Annotated in this window: 14 protein-coding genes and 1 tRNA gene; 1 reads left to right on the top strand and 14 read right to left on the bottom strand. The window is 36.3% G+C overall.

Annotated features, from left to right (window positions below; genetic code table 11):
* Window positions 1–71: 71 nt before the first annotated feature.
* From FSZ17_RS07260 to queG, 9 genes are all read right to left on the bottom strand, one after another.
* Window positions 72–1,685 (bottom strand): ABC transporter substrate-binding protein, encoded by a 1,614-nt coding sequence (locus FSZ17_RS07260; RefSeq protein ID WP_057774715.1) that lies wholly within the window; start codon window positions 1,683–1,685, stop codon window positions 72–74.
* A gap of 47 nt (window positions 1,686–1,732) precedes the next feature.
* Entirely contained in the window at window positions 1,733–2,701 is a 969-nt protein-coding gene (locus tag FSZ17_RS07255) for an ABC transporter ATP-binding protein (RefSeq protein WP_057774718.1), read from the bottom strand.
* Window positions 2,682–3,695 carry an ABC transporter ATP-binding protein gene (locus FSZ17_RS07250; protein WP_057774721.1) on the bottom strand — a complete coding sequence of 338 codons (1,014 nt, stop codon included), beginning with the start codon at window positions 3,693–3,695 and terminating at the stop codon, window positions 2,682–2,684. The genes FSZ17_RS07255 and FSZ17_RS07250 overlap by 20 nt, the downstream gene beginning before the upstream one ends.
* 596 nt (window positions 3,696–4,291) lie before the next feature.
* A complete protein-coding gene (gene yhbH / locus FSZ17_RS07245; protein WP_057774724.1) occupies window positions 4,292–5,461 on the bottom strand; it encodes a sporulation protein YhbH in 1,170 nt (389 codons plus the stop codon).
* A 309-nt stretch (window positions 5,462–5,770) separates the two neighbouring features.
* Window positions 5,771–7,666, bottom strand: a complete 1,896-nt coding sequence (locus tag FSZ17_RS07240) for a PrkA family serine protein kinase (RefSeq protein WP_057774726.1) — start codon at window positions 7,664–7,666, stop codon at window positions 5,771–5,773.
* A 502-nt stretch (window positions 7,667–8,168) separates the two neighbouring features.
* On the bottom strand, window positions 8,169–8,918 hold the full coding sequence (gene nfsA / locus FSZ17_RS07235; protein WP_057774729.1) for an oxygen-insensitive NADPH nitroreductase: 750 nt from the start codon (window positions 8,916–8,918) through the stop codon (window positions 8,169–8,171).
* A gap of 127 nt (window positions 8,919–9,045) precedes the next feature.
* Window positions 9,046–9,519: a tRNA (uridine(34)/cytosine(34)/5-carboxymethylaminomethyluridine(34)-2'-O)-methyltransferase TrmL gene (gene trmL, locus FSZ17_RS07230; RefSeq protein WP_057774730.1), complete on the bottom strand. Its 474-nt coding sequence runs from the start codon at window positions 9,517–9,519 to the stop codon at window positions 9,046–9,048.
* Window positions 9,520–9,599: 80 nt separating this feature from the next.
* Window positions 9,600–10,478, bottom strand: a complete 879-nt coding sequence (locus FSZ17_RS07225) for an amidase domain-containing protein (RefSeq protein ID WP_057774733.1) — start codon at window positions 10,476–10,478, stop codon at window positions 9,600–9,602.
* 164 nt (window positions 10,479–10,642) lie between these two features.
* Window positions 10,643–11,773, bottom strand: coding sequence for a tRNA epoxyqueuosine(34) reductase QueG (gene queG / locus FSZ17_RS07220; protein WP_057774736.1), 1,131 nt, complete (start codon window positions 11,771–11,773; stop codon window positions 10,643–10,645).
* A 106-nt stretch (window positions 11,774–11,879) separates the two neighbouring features.
* Between queG and FSZ17_RS07215 the strand changes: the two genes are divergently transcribed.
* On the top strand, window positions 11,880–12,548 hold the full coding sequence (locus FSZ17_RS07215; RefSeq protein WP_057774739.1) for a B3/B4 domain-containing protein: 669 nt from the start codon (window positions 11,880–11,882) through the stop codon (window positions 12,546–12,548).
* Window positions 12,549–12,632: 84 nt separating this feature from the next.
* Here the strand turns inward: FSZ17_RS07215 and FSZ17_RS07210 are convergent.
* The 5 genes from FSZ17_RS07210 to FSZ17_RS07190 all read right to left on the bottom strand — a co-directional run bounded on the left by FSZ17_RS07210 (window position 12,633) and on the right by FSZ17_RS07190 (window position 17,686).
* Window positions 12,633–12,706 (bottom strand) — tRNA-Gly (locus FSZ17_RS07210).
* 214 nt (window positions 12,707–12,920) lie between these two features.
* Entirely contained in the window at window positions 12,921–14,225 is a 1,305-nt protein-coding gene (locus tag FSZ17_RS07205) for a four-carbon acid sugar kinase family protein (RefSeq protein WP_082625331.1), read from the bottom strand.
* A 9-nt stretch (window positions 14,226–14,234) separates the two neighbouring features.
* Window positions 14,235–14,999 (bottom strand): DeoR/GlpR family DNA-binding transcription regulator, encoded by a 765-nt coding sequence (locus FSZ17_RS07200; protein ID WP_057774744.1) that lies wholly within the window; start codon window positions 14,997–14,999, stop codon window positions 14,235–14,237.
* An 80-nt stretch (window positions 15,000–15,079) separates the two neighbouring features.
* Window positions 15,080–16,324, bottom strand: a complete 1,245-nt coding sequence (gene codA, locus FSZ17_RS07195) for a cytosine deaminase (RefSeq protein ID WP_057774749.1) — start codon at window positions 16,322–16,324, stop codon at window positions 15,080–15,082.
* Window positions 16,325–16,330: 6 nt separating this feature from the next.
* Complete coding sequence (locus FSZ17_RS07190) at window positions 16,331–17,686, bottom strand: amidohydrolase family protein (RefSeq protein ID WP_057774751.1); 1,356 nt, start codon at window positions 17,684–17,686, stop codon at window positions 16,331–16,333.
* Window positions 17,687–17,747: the final 61 nt, after the last annotated feature.

Below are 17,747 nucleotides of genomic sequence, written 5' to 3'. Positions count from 1 at the left end.
CATTAATAAACTTATACTTTACTATTAGCCAAAAAAGAGGAGGGGAAGATCCCCTCCCCTATTCATGTTTATTATTTAAATTCCACTTTCGTTAACGCTTCAGAGCCAGTTGGATGTGGTAAATAATTGGCCACATCTTTCGCTGCTGCTAACAATGGTGTTGAGTGAACTAGCGGAACCCAAGGAGCATCGTCATGGATGATTTCTTGAGCTTTTTTGTAAAGATCGTTACGTTTCGCTTGTTCAGTTTCTGTTTGTGCTTGAATTAACACATCATGAAGTTCGTCATTGCTATATTGAGAATAGTTGTTGCTGCCAATGCTGTCTTTATCAAGTAAAGTGTATAGGAAGTTATCAGGATCTCCATTGTCACCCGTCCAGCCAAGCATGAACATATCAAACTCACCTTTTGCCGCTTTGTCTAAATACGTTGCCCATTCAACAGATTGGATATTAGCTTTAACACCAATTTGACTTAAGCTTTCTTGAATGACCTCTGCAACCTTTTGTGCTTCAGGCATATATGGACGTGCAACAGGCATTGCCCATAAATCAATTTCAAATCCTTTTTCATATCCAGCTTCTTTCAATAATGCTTTCGCTTTATCTAAATCATATGGGTATGGTTCGATTGCATCATTGTAGCCTTCAATAGAAGAAGGCATAGGATTGACTGCTGGATCTGCCTTGCCGCCATAAAATGCATCAATGATTGATTTCTTATCGATTGCATGGTTAATAGCTTGACGAACAAGCTTGTTATCAAATGGTTTACGAGTTGTTGTTAAACCGAGATAACCAACGTTCATAGATGGACGTTCGATAATTTGTAATTTGTCGTTACCTAGTACAGTTGCTTCATCTGAATTATTAAGGCCATCCATAATGTCAATCTCGCCATTTGTTAGAGAATTCAGACGTGCAGTGTTTTCAGGAATGACACGGAAAATAACTTTGTTTAACTTAGGTAAACCTTCTTGCCAATAATCTGGATTTTTCTCAAGTGTAATGGTATCGTTTTGTTTCCACTCAACGAATTTAAACGGACCTGTTCCAACTGGATTTTCTCTGAATTTGTCGCCATACTTTTCTACAGCTGTAGGGCTGGCGATCCCAAACGGTGACATCGCTAAGTTCTTAAGGAACGGAGCCTGAGGTCTAGTCAGCACAAATTGAACGGTATAATCATCAACAGCTTTTACTTCTTTAATAACGTGTCCTTCTTCACCTTTATAGCCTCCAAACATTGAATAGTAAGGAAAGCTATCTGCATTACCATTCATCCAGCGGTCAAAGTTAAATACTACCGCTTCGGCATTAAAATCAGTGCCATCATGGAATTTTACCCCTTGACGAAGGTTGAATGTGTAACTTAAACCATCATCTGAAACAGTCCACTTTTCTGCAAGACCAGGATTAACCGTTGTATCTTGGTCTCCATACTCTAACAATGTTTCAAAGATGTTTTCGGTAACTTTGAATGTTTCACCTTCTGTTGTTGAAATTGGATCAAGTGAAGTGGAATCCCCACCGCGTCCATAAACAAGCGTGTCTTTTTTCGGAGTAGATTCATTGTTATTATCATTACTGCCTGCTTTTTCGTTTGTTTTACTGTTACAGCCAACAAGAAACATACTGATTGCTAACAATGAAATCAGCAGCAACTTGAAAGTCTTTTTTCTCATGAGCATTTTCCCCCTATTTTTTGTTTTTTTATCATAAGTGCTGCTTGCTACTTGTTATACAAGTGACACGCAACATAATGACCGTTTAGATTGTGTTCTTCTGGTCTAGTCATTTTACAAATATCCATAAACTGTGCACATCTAGTATGGAATGCACATCCAGATGGCGGATTTGCTGGACTTGGAAGCTCGCCCTGAATTAAAATCGTCTCTCTCTTAATATCTGGATCCGGTATCGGAACAGCAGAAAGGAGTGCCTGAGTATATGGGTGCTTAGGATTTTCATACAGTTCTTCACTTTCAGCCAACTCTATTAATCTGCCTAAATACATAACACCAACTCGGTCGCTAATATGTCGGACAACCCCCAAATCGTGGGCGATAAATATGTATGTAAGCTGAAATTCATTTTGTATGTCTTTCATCAGGTTGAGGACCTGGGCCTGAATAGATACATCGAGTGCTGAAACAGGTTCATCGGCAATGATAAGTTTCGGCTTGGTCATCAATGCTTTTGCAATCCCTATCCGCTGACGCTGACCACCGCTGAACTGATGCGGATATCTTTTAGCATGATAGCTGCTTAAACCGACAACCTCGAGCATCTCCTTTACTCGCTGCTTGCGTTCCTCTTTTGTGCCAATACCATGAACAATCAATGGTTCCTCTAAAATTTGCTCGACAGAATGTCTTGGGTTTAGTGATGCATACGGGTCCTGAAAAACCATTTGGATATCTCTGCGCGTTTTTCTTAATTCTGACTTGCTCATGCTCGTAATTTCTTTATCTTCAAAAACAATTCTTCCATCACTGGCTTCAATTAATCGCATGAGCAGACGTCCGGTAGTCGACTTGCCACAGCCGCTTTCTCCTACGATTCCAAGAGTTTCTCCCTTTTTCACATAAAAAGAAACATTATCTACTGCTTTGACTTCTCCTTTTTTCCTGCCTAAGATCCCCCCAGTTATTGGGAAATACTTTTTCAGACCGTTTACCTCAAGAAGTAACTCCGACATGTACGTCACTCCCTTCCTTCAATGTATGTAAGAAGCATCGTACTTCATGTCCGTCATTTTTCATTTTGTATAATTCAGGTGATTCATCATTGCATCGGCTAAACACTTCAGAACACCTTGCTGCAAACCTGCAGCCTTTATGCAAGGTTCCTGGTGCCGGAACATTTCCAGGAATGCTGTATAGGCGGTCTTTCTTCCCTCTCAAATCAGGTACTGATTTCAACAATCCTCTTGTATAAGGATGCTGAGGATTTTTCAGGATCGTCCGAACGTCACCCTGCTCGACGATTTCCCCAGAGTACATAACAATCACTCGTTCACAGATTTCTGCTACAACACCTAAATCGTGAGTAATGAGGATGATGGATGTATTGGTTTTTTCGTTTAAATCCTTCATAAGCGCAAGAATTTGAGCTTGAATGGTTACATCAAGTGCTGTTGTTGGCTCGTCCGCTATCAACACCCTCGGATTACAAGCCATCGCCATAGCTATCATGACCCTTTGCCTCATCCCACCTGATAGCTGATGTGGATACTCCGAAAGAATCCCTTCCGCTCTTGGAATTCCAACCAGTTTAAGTAACTCTATGCTTCTGACTCTCGCTTGTGCTTTCGAAAAATCGGTATGTAGTCGAATCGCTTCCATGAGCTGGTTTCCTATAGTAAAAAGCGGATTAAGTGAAGTCATTGGTTCCTGGAAGATCATAGAAATTTGATTCCCACGGATTTTTCTCCACTCTTTTTCAGAAATATTTTTTAAATCTTTTCCTTCAAAAATAATCTCACCATTTTCGATTTTCCCAGGCGGCGAAGGAATCAATCCCATCGTAGTTAGTGAAGTTACACTCTTTCCACTCCCGGATTCTCCTACAATCCCTAAAATCTCACCTTCATTTAATTCAAAGCTGATTCCATCTACTGCTGGAACAAACTTTTTTCCAGATTGGAAGGACACCTTTAAATCCTTTATTTGAAGAATAGGTTTTTTGCTCACATTGACACCTACCTTAAAGTCATAAATATTATAATATAATAAATTTTAAGAATATTATGGCATAGTCTACGCTATTTTTCTATCGAAATATGTCAATTTAGTAAAAATTTTTAATTATATGAAGAATAAATATTATTTTCAACTCTATAATTGGTAATACTTGTATATTACAAAGTCCTGATTTGTATATATTCACCAAGTAAAGAAAGGCCATGACAACTTGTCATAACCTTTCTTTAATCAAGAGTAAATATTATCTTCTACTTTTTAATTAGTTCTTTATCCTATGAAATACTTCTACTTTTGTTTTTAAATATTATGTCGGAACTACTAATCCAAGAAATTTTTTCTAAGAAAAAGACCCACTAATAAAAGCTATATTAAATAAAGTCATAAAATGAAACATTACGTAGTCATTTTTAATTAATATCTACTCTTTCAATAGTTTTGATAGATATTTATCGATAAACAGCACAAACTGTCTTTATAAAAGCTAGAAAAATTCAACTGATGTTTAATGAAAAACTGAATTCATTTTTACTTCAACAAATCAACAAAAAACGCAGACCTATATAAGTAGTCTGCGTTTTTCTATTTTACGCGTGCATCTTTGCATCTTTTTGTTTGAAAAAGCTCTTCATTGCATGGAATACGTCAACTTTTTGCTTCAGAATATAATATCGGAAATCATCATGTTTAATGTTTTTGTAGGCTGACATGAGGGTGCTGTGGCGGTTGTACTGATTTACCTCACCATACCCAAACATATTTGACACTTCTAATAATTCCTCAACAAGCTTCACACATCGAGAGTTGTCTGAGGTCAAGTTGTCACCGTCTGAAAAATGGAATGGGTAAATATTAAATTTGCGAGGATTGTATTTTGCTTCAATGATCTCAAGTGCTTTTCGGTAGGCAGATGAACAAATGGTACCTCCGCTTTCACCTTTTGAAAAGAAATCTTCCTCTGATACTACTTTAGCCTCGGTGTGATGTGCAATAAATTCGATTTCAACCGTTTCATATTTTGTTCGTAAAAATCTCGTCATCCAGAAGAAAAAGCTTCTAGCCATATACTTTTCCCATATCCCCATCGAACCACTCGTATCCATCATCGCCAATACGACTGCTTTCGATTCAGGTTTAATGATTTCATTCCATGTCTTAAATTTTAAATCTTCTTTATAGATGGGGTGAAAACTTGGCTTTCCTGTCATTGCGTTTCTCTTAAATGCAGCCATCATTGTCCGTTTCTTATCAATATTACCCATCAATCCTGTTTTTCGGATATCATTAAATTCAATGTTTTCAACAATAAGCTCTTGTTGTTCTTTTCGTTTTAAATTTGGCAGCTCCAGCTGTTTAAATAGTTCCTCTTCAATTTCCATTAAAGATACTTCTGCTTCGAAATAATCTTCGCCTGGCTGATCGCCTGCACCTTGCCCTTTCCCTGGCCCTTTTTGGCCGCTCGATCCATCACGGGCCACTACATCACCAATTCGGCTATCTCCATCTCCTTGGCCAACATGCTTGTTTTTATCATAATTATAACGAATTTTATATTCGTCCAATGAACGAATCGGGATTTTTACTACTTCTCGACCATTCGACATAACTATACTCTCTTCTGTTATTAGATCAGGTAAATTATTTCGGATGGCATCCTGAACTTTTTCCTGATGGCGTTGCTGGTCATCATGGCCTTTGCGATGGAGGGACCAATCTTCTTGCGAAATCACAAACTGATGGCTATTGGCATCTGTCATATTAAGCCCTCCTTTATAAAATTTTTAATCACAATTCTAACTAGTCAACATACTATATCGAGAGTGTCTAGATTAAAATCAAATGAACAGCTATTTATAAACCTTTTTGAACCGCTTTGGACAACTTAATACTAAGAATGTTTATTACTTTATCCTATGCAAGAAACGAAAATAATTTACAAATAATTTTGATAATAGGGAGTTCGCCTAGCTAAAATGGACAAGCTAATTTTTCATAAAAAATCCAATAAACACAAAATTAAAAGGACTGATAGCAACCTGTCAGTCCTTTTAAATATGCCTTATAAGTTATCGATTTAATAAACTTCCAACATAGCGAAGCAATTCATTCGCAGATGTCGAGTTATAGCCATGCTCATCTATTAAGCGGGCAACGACTTCATTCACTTTCTTAAGCTGCTGTTCATCTGGCGTTTTTGTTGAAGTAGTGATTTTTACGACATCCTTGAGATCAGCAAATAATTTCTTTTGTATCGCTTCACGAAGACGATCATGAGAATTATAGTCAAATCTTTTTCCTTTGCGAGCAAAGGCAGAAATGCGAATTAAAATTTCCTCTCTAAATGCTTTTTTGGCGTTTTCAGAAATGCCAATTTGCTCTTCAATTGAACGCATCAGCTTTTCATCTGGATTAATTTCCTCACCTGTTAACGGATCACGGAGCTTAGATTTATTACAATACGCCTCCACATTATCTAGATAATTATCCATTAATGTTTTCGCAGATTCTTCATAAGAATAAACGAATGCCTTCTGAACTTCTTTCTTCGCAATATCATCATATTCCTTCCGTGCTAGTGAAATATAATTCAAATAGCGCTCCTTAAGCTCTGGCGTAATGGATGGATGCTGATCTAATCCTTCCTTTAATGATCTTAATACATCAAGAGCGTTGATAGAAGAAACCTCTTTGCGAATGATGGTAGAGGATATTCGATTGATCACATATCGTGGGTCAATGCCGCTCATTCCTTCATCCGGATATTCCTTCTTTAATTCCTCCACGTCAGCCTTATTAAAGCCCTCTACACTTTCTCCATCATAAAGACGCATTTTCTTCACTAAATCGATATCACCTTTTTTCGGATCCTTTAGACGAGTTAGGATCGTAAACATTGCGGCAACCTTTAATGTATGTGGAGCGATATGAACATCATATACATCACTTTCACGGATCATCTTGTCATAAATCTTTTCTTCTTCCGTAACCTTTAAGTTATACGGAATTGGCATAACAATGATCCTGGAGTGTAATGCTTCGTTTTTCTTATTTGAAATAAATGAACGGTATTCCGTTTCGTTCGTGTGAGCCACAATAAGCTCATCCGCAGATATCAACGCAAACCTGCCTGCTTTAAAATTCCCTTCCTGTGTTAAGGATAAAAGATGCCACAAGAACTTTTCATCACATTTAAGCATCTCTTGGAACTCCATCATGCCCCGATTTGCTTTATTCAGTTCCCCGTCAAAACGGTAAGCCCTTGGATCGGACTCAGATCCAAATTCAGCTATCGTTGAAAAGTCGATACTTCCTGTTAAATCAGCGATATCCTGTGATTTAGGATCAGAAGGACTGAATGTACCTATTCCAACCCTACGATCTTCTGAAAAAATAATCCGTTCCACAAGAACATCTTCAATCCTTCCACCATACTCTTGTTCAAGCCGCATCATATTTAATGGAGATAGATTTCCTTCAATTCTAATCCCATATTCATCATTGAAATCCTTGCGAAAATGATGTGGAATTAAATGTAAAGGATCCTCATGCATTGGGCAGCCTTTAATAGCATAGACCGCTCCCCTATCATGATGTGAATATGCTTCCAAGCCTCTTTTCAACATGGTAACTAATGTTGACTTCCCTCCACTTACAGGTCCCATCAGCAATAAAATTCTTTTTCGGACATCCAGCCTTTTTGCTGCTGGATGGAAGTATTCTTCTACAAGCCTTTCAAGCGCCTCCTCGAGACCAAACAATTGATTGCAGAAAAACTGATATCGTTTCTGCCCCTTTACCTCTTCCACACCTGCATCTTTGATCATATTATATACCCGGGAATGTGCAGACTGTGCAACCCATGGCTTTTCTTTAATGATTTCCAAATATTCTCCAAAAGTCCCTTCCCATTTGAGCTTTTCTTCTTCATGTCGGTACATCTCAATTTTTTTTAGAATATCCATAAGGACCTCCCCCTGTGCATTTTCAGAGACGATTAATATACTGTATGCGCTCTTCCAAATGATGATGCAAACCAGAGAATAGTTTCGGTTGTCCTTTTTATTAGTGGTTTTTCTTTTAAAGATTCAAATTAACTTTTTCTTGGGAGATATCCAAATTTATTTATAAGTGTAAAAAAATATCCACAGATTTTATTCACACTTTCATTTTATTGGGCTATAATAAGCCTGTATACTTAATTATTTGAAAAAGAATATAAAGGAGGATTACATATACATGGGTACTATTATCATTATCGGTGTTATGGTTGCATTCCTTGCTGCAATTTTCACAGCTGGTTACGAAGATAAGCCTGGAGTTAATAAATAAAAAAAACTGCTGATCCCAGCAGTTTTTTTTATTTGTCTATGTAAAACTTCCCTGTTGATTTCCGTTGCAGGCACTCGCCTGCAACGAAAATCAACAACTAAATAGCATTTTCAACACAGAGTAATAACAAACCTTTTATTTAAGATCCATCCCCGTTTTTTGGACGAATTCTTTCATATACATTCTTGATTGCTTTTCCAGCATGTTTGCCATTTGGCTTGTCCAAGTATCATTTCTTTCTCCATTTGTCCTTGCTACATAATACTCAGATATGATGTTATTGTAAAGTTGAAGCTGATTACGATACTCTTCATTATTTTGTCTATACTCATTTTCATGATATACATGTTCAAGGGGAAGTCTTGGCTTCTTATCCGTCATTTGTGCAGGGTAGCCTACAGCAAGACCGAATAATGGAAGGACCCGTTTTGGGGTTTTGAGAAGCTTGCTTACTTCATCAAGATTATTACGGATTCCACCAATATAACAAATGCCAAGGCCTAAGGATTCAGCTGCAATCGCTGCATTTTGAGCGGCTAATGCCGTGTCAATCAGAGCAACCATAAATTTTTCAGTACTTTCTATTGAAGGAATTAAGTCTTTGTTTTCCATTTCTCCAATTTGTTCATGTCTGGATAAATCAGCACAAAATACAAAGAAATGGCCATTATTTGCTACATAGCTTTGGTTTCCTGCGAGCTCGGATAATTTCATTTTCTTATCCTTATCTGTAACTCCAATAATTGAATAAGCTTGAATAAAGCTGGATGTCGCGGCAGATTGTGCACACTTAACAATGACTTCAATTTGTTCTCTTGTTAATAGCTTGTCCTCAAATTTTCTAATTGAACGATGATTCATAAGAAGATTAATATTTTCATTCATGGTGTCTCATCCTTTCACCTATCAGGTTCATTATACCCAAGTTCCCTCAGTCCTTTAGGTAAACTTGGAATGTTAATCTACTATATCTAGTCAATAGAAAATGCCTGAATTGAATTCAGGCCATTTCCTATAACAACTCTAAATAATCCTGCTGACGCAATGCTTCATAAATTAGAATGGCAGCTGTATTCGAAAGATTTAATGAACGTACGTTTTGATTCATTGGAATTCTAAGTGCACGTTCCTTATTCTTTTCAATAATATCTTTAGGAAGGCCAGTCGTTTCTTTTCCAAAAATGAAGTAATAATCCTTTTCTTTATTACTATAATCAAAAGAAGAATGGGGTTTTGTTCCAAACTTTGTTAAATAGAAAAATTCCCCACCCTCATTATTTTCAAAAAATTCCGCTATGGAATCATGATAAATAATATTTACGAATTCCCAATAATCCAGACCGGCACGCTTTAACATCTTATCATCGGTCGAGAAGCCGAGTGGGCGAATTAAGTGCAAAGTTGTATCTGTTGCTGCACATGTACGAGCAATATTCCCGGTATTTGCTGGTATCTCTGGTTGATATAAAACTATATGTAATGCCACGTTTTTCACCTCAAAATTAAGCTATATATACTATTATACCACTGATTTTGTCACGTCTACAGGAAAAGCAATTGACGACCTTATTGATCATCTAAAATTGTATAGAATTTATATTTTATATTCGGAGTATAAGCAGTCGAATCTTCATAAGCCCAATATCTTAGCCTACTATTCCAAGTATGCGCATTTACTAAAGGCATGCCGTCTGCATCTTTCGCTGTAACAATTGTCGTATGGTCGTATCGCCCATCACCTTGGAAATCGTAGCAAATAACATCTCCCAACAGTAATTCCTCTGGACTTGAAACCTCTTTTGCTCGAAGACCAATTTTTGCTATAGGCAAGTGCAACCTCATTGAATTAGCTACTGACCAGCTATAGCTCCAATCCTTTTTCATCATCCACCAGCCCTGGCCCCTATTAGGATAACCTCTCATTGGACCACCTCCTGCATGGAGACATTGGGAAATATAATTAGTACAATCTACTTCAAAGGTTTCATAGGCTGGATTATTACTATTCCACCATCTTTCCGCATATTGTATTGCTTTTAATCGATTGTACTCATAAGTAACTCTTTCTTCAAACTCTTCTTCTTCGACTTGCTGTTCATATTCTCGAGATAATTCTTCATAAGGATTTACTTCTTGATCTTCCACTACTATCCCTTTATAAAATTCCGCTTTACGATGTTCTATTTCTTCCTCCATAAAGAGCATGCCTTTGTGTTTAACTAAATATTTCAGGTGGACATTGTATTGAACGGAATGTAATTCTTCCTTTGTTTTTCCTATAGTAATAATTTTTCCAATAGCTTTTGCTTTAACAATTTCCCCTGAACGCTTCGTAAGTCCCTCTTTTTTCTTCTCTATTTTTGGACATGTGTGAGACGAGCTCCTAGAATGAGAAACACATTGCTGTACCCTTTTTTCCAAAAGCTCTTGAAGCTGCTCTCTCATGGGCAATCACTCCTTTCCATATCATATATATGAAAGGAATTTGAATTTCACATTACAAAAACTTGGTTTTCGCCAAGTCTTTTTTGGTGAATGCTTCGTTACGCTTATACACTTTAACTTTACTAATTGAAAAAAAATGAGGCAGCCCTTATGGACACGCCTCATTACTTAATAAAACTTAATCCTTGATTAATTTCTTTCAGCACTTCATCATCTTTTTCCTTTAGAAGTGCTTTTTCCAATGCAAGATGTGCGGAATTGCCTCCAATTTTGCTTAATGCCCAAGCTGCAGTTCCCCTAATGACTGGACGTGAATCCACCATCATCACTTCAATAAGATCATCAACAGCTGTTTCATCTTTAAAATGAGCTAAAGCAATAATAGCGTTTCGCTGGATTGGTTTTTTACCTCTCCACGATCCTGAAATAGGCCCGAAATGTTCTTTAAAGTCCCGATTGCTAATTTGAAGAAGAGGTTTAAGAAGAGGCTTTGCAATTTCTGGGTCTGGCTCCATTTCAGCATGAAAATGAAAATCCTTTCCCTTATTTTCCGGACAAGCCGTTTGGCAAGAATCACAGCCATAAATTCGATTTCCTAATTTCTCACGGAATTCTACTGGAAGAACTCCTTTCGTTTGTGTGAGAAAGGCAATGCAGGCTTGAGAATTCAATTGTCCTCCTTGAACTAATGCACCTGTTGGACAAGCTTCCACACATTTATTGCATGTTCCACACCGATCTTCCATCGGTTGATCTGGTTCAAAGGAAATGGTCGTAATCACTTCTCCTAAATAAACATAAGATCCAAACTCTGGTGTTATGATGGAGCAATTTTTCCCGCTCCAGCCAATTCCAGCACGCTCTGCAACAGCCCTGTCCACTAATTCACCTGTGTCCACCATTGACTTACATTTTGCTTCGGGAACTTTTTCTTTTATAAAATCTTCAAGCTTTTGCAGCCGCTCTCGTAAGATGATATGATAATCAACTCCCCAAGAAGCTCGGCAGAAAATTCCTCGCCTTTCGCCTTTTTTACTTTCAACTCTTTGGCTCATTTTTGATGGGTAGGCAAGAGCAATCGAGATGATTGAGCGGGCTTCGTCCAGAAGCAAAGCAGGGTTTACCCTTTTTTCAATATCCTTTTCTTCAAATCCAGATTGATATTGAAGCTCCTGCTGACGAATAAGGCGATTTTTCATTTCATCAAAAGGATTTGCTGTCGTGAAGCCGATTTTATCAATCCCGATTTTTTTACTATATTCAATAATTTCTTGCTTTAATTGGATCACGTTCATCTTGTACCTCCTCTCTTGTCTTATATCTATAATGAAGGTCTATAATATTATTTAATCACCGCTTATTATGATAAACTATTTTTAATTGATTTTGGAGGTGGAAAGGGTGGAAATTCGTATTTCTGAAGAGATTTGCACACTCATCCCTGATTTTAAAATAGGGGTCATTCAATATCAGAATATTGAAGTAGGGGAATCTCCCCAGATGGTAAAAGGGCGATTGCAACTGTTTCAGGAATCCATCTATTTTGACTTAGAAAAAAAGAATGTAACAGATTTAGATGGTATTAAAGAATGGAGACAAATTTTTAAGACTGTCGGAAAAGATCCAAACCGTTATCGCCACTCAGCAGAAGCCTTATACAGAAGGGTTAAAAAGCAAAATTATTTACAGCCTGTAAACAGTTCAACTGATCTCAATAACTTCTTCTCTTTGCAATTTCAAATTCCGATTGGTGTTTATGATAGGGACAAGCTTATGGGGAGACTGGCAGTTACTCTTGGCAAAGAAGCTGAAGAGTATATTGGACTAAACGGCAGACCTAATTCACTTCATCGATTAATCGTTTCTTGTGATGAAATAGGTCCTTTCGGCAGTCCTTTTGTCGATTCTGAAAGAACATGCGTCACAGAAAAAACAAAGAATGCTATACAAATCGTTTATTTACGGCCATCTATGAACAAAGATGAGGCAAATGAAATGGTAGATTCCTTAAAGAATATGTTTATTCAAATTCACGGGGGAGAAGCTGAATATAAGATTATTGGGTGCTAAAAATAGCACCTTTTTCAGTGTAAAAATAAAAAAACGCAATACCTCGTTCTTCTTTGAAACGAAACACTGCGTTGTTACTATGTATGGAGCGGGTGATGAGAATCGAACTCACGACAACAGCTTGGAAGGCTGTAGTTTTACCACTAAACTACACCCGCATAATGATAAACTCGAAATTTGACATTTATTAAATTAGGTCATAATACCTAATTCCCCAAAGAACCAACCTCTATATAATACTCCCCTTCCCTTCATTCGTCAAGGGAATTTTGAGAATTTTGTCGAATTTTCTTCTTATAAATTTATTTCTTGATTTGATAGTGGAGGGCTTCCTCGCCCCCACCGATTGTTAGTTGAACTTAATACAAAAATTTAAATCGATAAACCTTGATCTATTTTTCTATTTAAAAAATTGACACACTCTATAATAGTTTTTTCATTTCCAACCATTCCGCCTTTTGTTACGATATGCATACCATCCAGATTGCCTCCTATTAATTTCCCATAAGCAGCAAGTGGAACAACCTCATCATGGAGCTCTATACATGTAGTCTGCGCACATTCGCAAAGGGATGAAGTTACATCACCACCACTTGAAAAACACCCATTTATGGCCGAATGACTATTCTGTATTACTTGAAGGGTAATTTCTGCAAGACTATTCGTTATCAGTTTTGCTACAGATTCTTCTGAAAGATGCTGATCGGAAATTAACGCCTTCAGATCTAACATTTCTTGTCCTGGAAAAAGAGTAGTTATTAAAATAATATTTTCTTCTTTTGACCTTTCAATTCCTAGTTTAATAGCCCGGTTTATTTCATCCTCTCTACTTTCATTATTATTTGCTAGTTCAAAAGGAGAAACATAAACTGGCTTTATATTGAATGCTTTAATACAATTTTTTATTTGATTAGCAGAAAGAGAAGTACAACTACCAATGCTTAATACTATTTTGGGTTCCTTCATTGTACTCCTTAATTTCCTTTTGACATACGAAACTGAAAGCGGTCCTGGGTCTACAGGGACGAACGAAAATGGCAAGCTCGCCATTGATAAAGCTATTCTATCAATTTGTTCTTGAGTTATAGCATCTATCACTATAATTTGGTACCCCTCATTAATGTGAACCAAAATTGCAGACTTCACTTCTTCTTCACTTTGCAGTACAGTCTCTATTTCTATTAAGGCAGCTTTTCTAGTGCTTTGCATTTCAATAATTTTCGGTACAAAAGATTGCTTTAATGGAGAAATTGGATCCTTTGCAACTTCAGTTTCTTGAACAGGCGTACCGTTTAATAATAAATAACCACCTATCATAGTTCTTCCGGATTGTGGATATGAAGGGACGACGATTGCTATTGCACCTTCACCCATACAACTTAAAATCGCATCGATTTCAACGCCAATATTTCCTCGAACAGTACTGTCTATTCGTTTACAGATGATTTCAGCACCTTTATCTAATAATACTTTTGTAACTATTTCAATACGTTCTCTAGCAATCTCTTTTGATACATATCTAGTGTCAGTATTAAAACAAATCGCATCATATTTAGTCATTGGAAAATTTTCAGGTTCTGTTAAAACTGTTGCTGTAGAAAAACCTTGATTATATAGACTAACCCCTGTTGCATTTGCTCCAGTTAAATCATCGGAAATAACTGCTATTTTCAACATGATCACCCCTTAGTTTCCATGGGCATATATTATTGATATTCTATTTTCATATTTTTTCATTTTTTCTTTTATACATAAATTGTCAGTTATAATCCCGTTTATTTCACTTAAATTACAAACATGAGCAAATGAATGTTTATCAAATTTACTAGAATCACATACAGCCCATGTTTGTTTTGCCGTTTTTATCATCATTTTTTTCAACATGGCTTTTTCTAATGTTGGAGCGCTTATTCCCCTTTCAATATCAATTGCATGGGCTCCTAAGAAAAGAATGTCAATATTTATAGATCGCAATAAGTCCTCTGCATGAGGCCCATAGAAAACACCTAATCCATTTTGTAAATTTCCACCTGTACAAATAATATTTGATGGAGAGTGTAGTAGCATTTGTAGAATGTTTAAATCATTCGTTACAATGTGTAGATCATTTCTTTCTTTAATGATATTAGCAATTTCTAGTGTTGTTGTACCAGAATCAAGAAAAACACTTGCTCCTTCTGGGATTAGCTTTAGTGCTTCAAGTGCAATTAATCGTTTCTCTTTTACACGAAGAGTTATTTTATTTACATAGGGTGTTTCAGTCGTTAAGGATTGTAGCGAAACTGCACCTCCATGAGTTCTTACAAGCTTTCCGTCTTTTTCAAGCTTAGATAAATCACGGCGAATCGTCATTGAAGAAACATTTAATTGCTCTGCAAGCTCGTCAATTTCAATTTTTCCTGTAGTATTCACTTGCTCTAATAATTTCATTTTACGTTCAATAGGTAACATATTTCTAAAAGTTCCTCTCTCTTTATTCCTTTGGTAGTTATCCTTAATGAAGTAATTTATGAATTTTCACATTATTTATTTTAAAAATAAAGTTTGCTTTCATTTTTAGGTGTTGATGAAATAATATTTCCTCTACTTACAACTAATCTAGGGGTTGGTTGAAGACGAATAGCTTCAAATTTATCATGAACAGGTAATGTGATAAAATTTGCAGGCTTTCCTATTTGCAGACCATAACCTTCTTCGATTTGAAGTGTTTTAGCGGCTCTTTTTGTAATCATATTAAAAACTTCTTCCATTTCTTCTCTTCCAGTCATATGACAAACATGGACTGCCATATGAGCAGCTTGCAACATATTTCCATTTCCAAGAGGATAAAATGGGGTCATAATATCATCGTGTGCTATGGAAACATTAATACCCGCATTCCATAAATCCTTGACTCTTGTTATTCCTCTATTTTTTGGAAAGCCTCCCGAGCGTCCTTGACTAGAGCTGCTAATTAGTGGGCAAGCTATAATATTTAACTTAGCTTTTTGTATAATCGGTAGCAGTTTTTCTACGTAAGCCTCATCATATAGAGAAAGAGCATTTGCATGACTAGCTGTTACTCGTTCATATAGTCCTGATTCAATCGTTTTTGCAGCTACTGCATCAAGAAACCTTGATTGTGAATCATCAATTTCGTCACAAAATACATTTATCATACAATTATATTTTTCAGCTAAAGAGAAGCAAATATCTAATGACTTTAAACCATATTCTCTCGTATATTCGTAATGGGGAATTGCCCCAATAGCATATGCTCCTAATTTCAGTGCTTCCTCTAGTCTTTCTACATTTCTTTTACACGATATAATTCCATCTTGTGGGAATGCTACAATTTGTAATTGAATATAATCTTTCATTTCTTCTTTTATTTCTAAAATTGCTTTTAATGCAGTTAAATTTTGGTCAGAAATATCCACATGTGCACGTACATGTAAAACTCCTTGAACGATAAGTAAACGTAAAACCTTTAATGCTCTCTGTTTAACGTCATTATATGTTAATGATTTTTTCCTCTCATTCCATACTTTAATTCCTTCCATTACTGTTCCACTTTCATTCCACCATGGATCACCAGCTGTAAAAACTGTGTCTAAATGAATATGTGATTCAACAAATGGAGGTAATATTAAATCAAATTGTCCATCTATTTCTTTTAGTGTCTCGAGGTCTGTATCAGCCTCTTTTATAGCAGAAATTTCTCCATTTTTTACAGCAATATTTATTATTTGATTTGTTTCAAAATGCTTTACATTTTTTATTACTAAATCAAACAAAAATGTTCACCTCGTCCTATTTATACTATTTGCATTCTCATCCCAAATTTCATTGAGATATTTTTGCTGAAAAATAGGGTTTCCATCTGTTCTAACCGTCCAGTGGTCATTCTTATACAACCATCTTCGATCTGGAATTTTGGAAAAGATTTCGTCAATTGAATAAGCATCAATAATAACTAAATTAGCTGCCTTTCCCTCCTCTAACCCGTAAGAATCTAATCCTACAATAGAAGCTGGAATAGAGGTCATCATTTTAAGCAATTTCTTTAAGTCCTGTGGACTTCCAAAATGAGCAGCATAACTTGTTAAAAGGCCCATCAAAACTAAATCACATCTGCCAAATGGGTGAAAAGGGTCATTTATATTATCTGATGCAAGAGCTATTGGCACTCCGGAATTATATAATTCTCGTATCCTTGTTATTCCCCTTCGTACAAGTCCTCGGTCACTTCTTCCCTGTAAATACATATTTGAAGCTGGTAATGTTATTACAGAAATTTCAGACTTAACTAGATTATTTATAATTTCATGTGCTTCACGATCTTCCATTGCTGATAGTGAACAAAGATGATCCACAACGACACGATTATTAAAATCATTTTTTTCTAATTGCTCAATAATTGTTTTTATCGTTTTTACATTTGGATTGTCGCTTTCGTCTGTATGCAAATCAATAACCTTATTATGTTTCATTGCCAATTTAAAAATATTCTCGATATTTTTATGCGGTTCTGATGCTAGGTGAGGGGCACCACCGATACCATCAGCACCCATTAACATCGCTTCATCTAGCATTTCAAGATCACTATTTTCAAGCTCATAAAAAGGGCACATCGGGAAAATCTGAATATCAATAAAGTTTCTTAATTTTTCTTTTACTTCTAATGCCGCTTGAAAACCTCGAAACACAACTTCCTTATCCGCTTTCGTATCAAAGTCAATATGAGTCCTGATTGTAGTTGTACCAAAGGACAATGCTTGGAGAACCGTGCGGAACATCCGCTGTTTCATATTTTCAAATGATAGGAATGGCATCGCAGAATGGTAACTCTGGATTGCCTCTATTAATGTCCCTGATTGATTTGGAGCAAAGGCTAATGAAAATGCTTTGTCTAAATGCATATGTGAATCTACAAAGGCTGGTAATACAACTCTTCCACATACATCAACCTTATGTCCTTTCCGATTTAAGCTATTTATTTCATTAATAAACAGCTTGCTTTCAATTGAGGTGGCTGTTTCATCAAAATCATAGGACTGTTGTGCCTTAATATTTTTTATCTTTCCATTTTGTATACTTATGTTATAGAAAAGGGAATCCGACATAAAAGGGAACCGAACATTTATTAGATGGATCAACTCAAATTCTCCTTCACTTGACAAAAATTATTAGAATAAGGCAAAAGGAAATCTTTACATT

Origin of the sequence: Cytobacillus dafuensis (assembly GCF_007995155.1) — a bacterium.
GTDB classification, from domain to species: Bacteria; Bacillota; Bacilli; order Bacillales; family Cytobacillaceae; genus Cytobacillus; species Cytobacillus dafuensis.
This window is presented reverse-complemented; position numbering and strand designations above follow the sequence as displayed.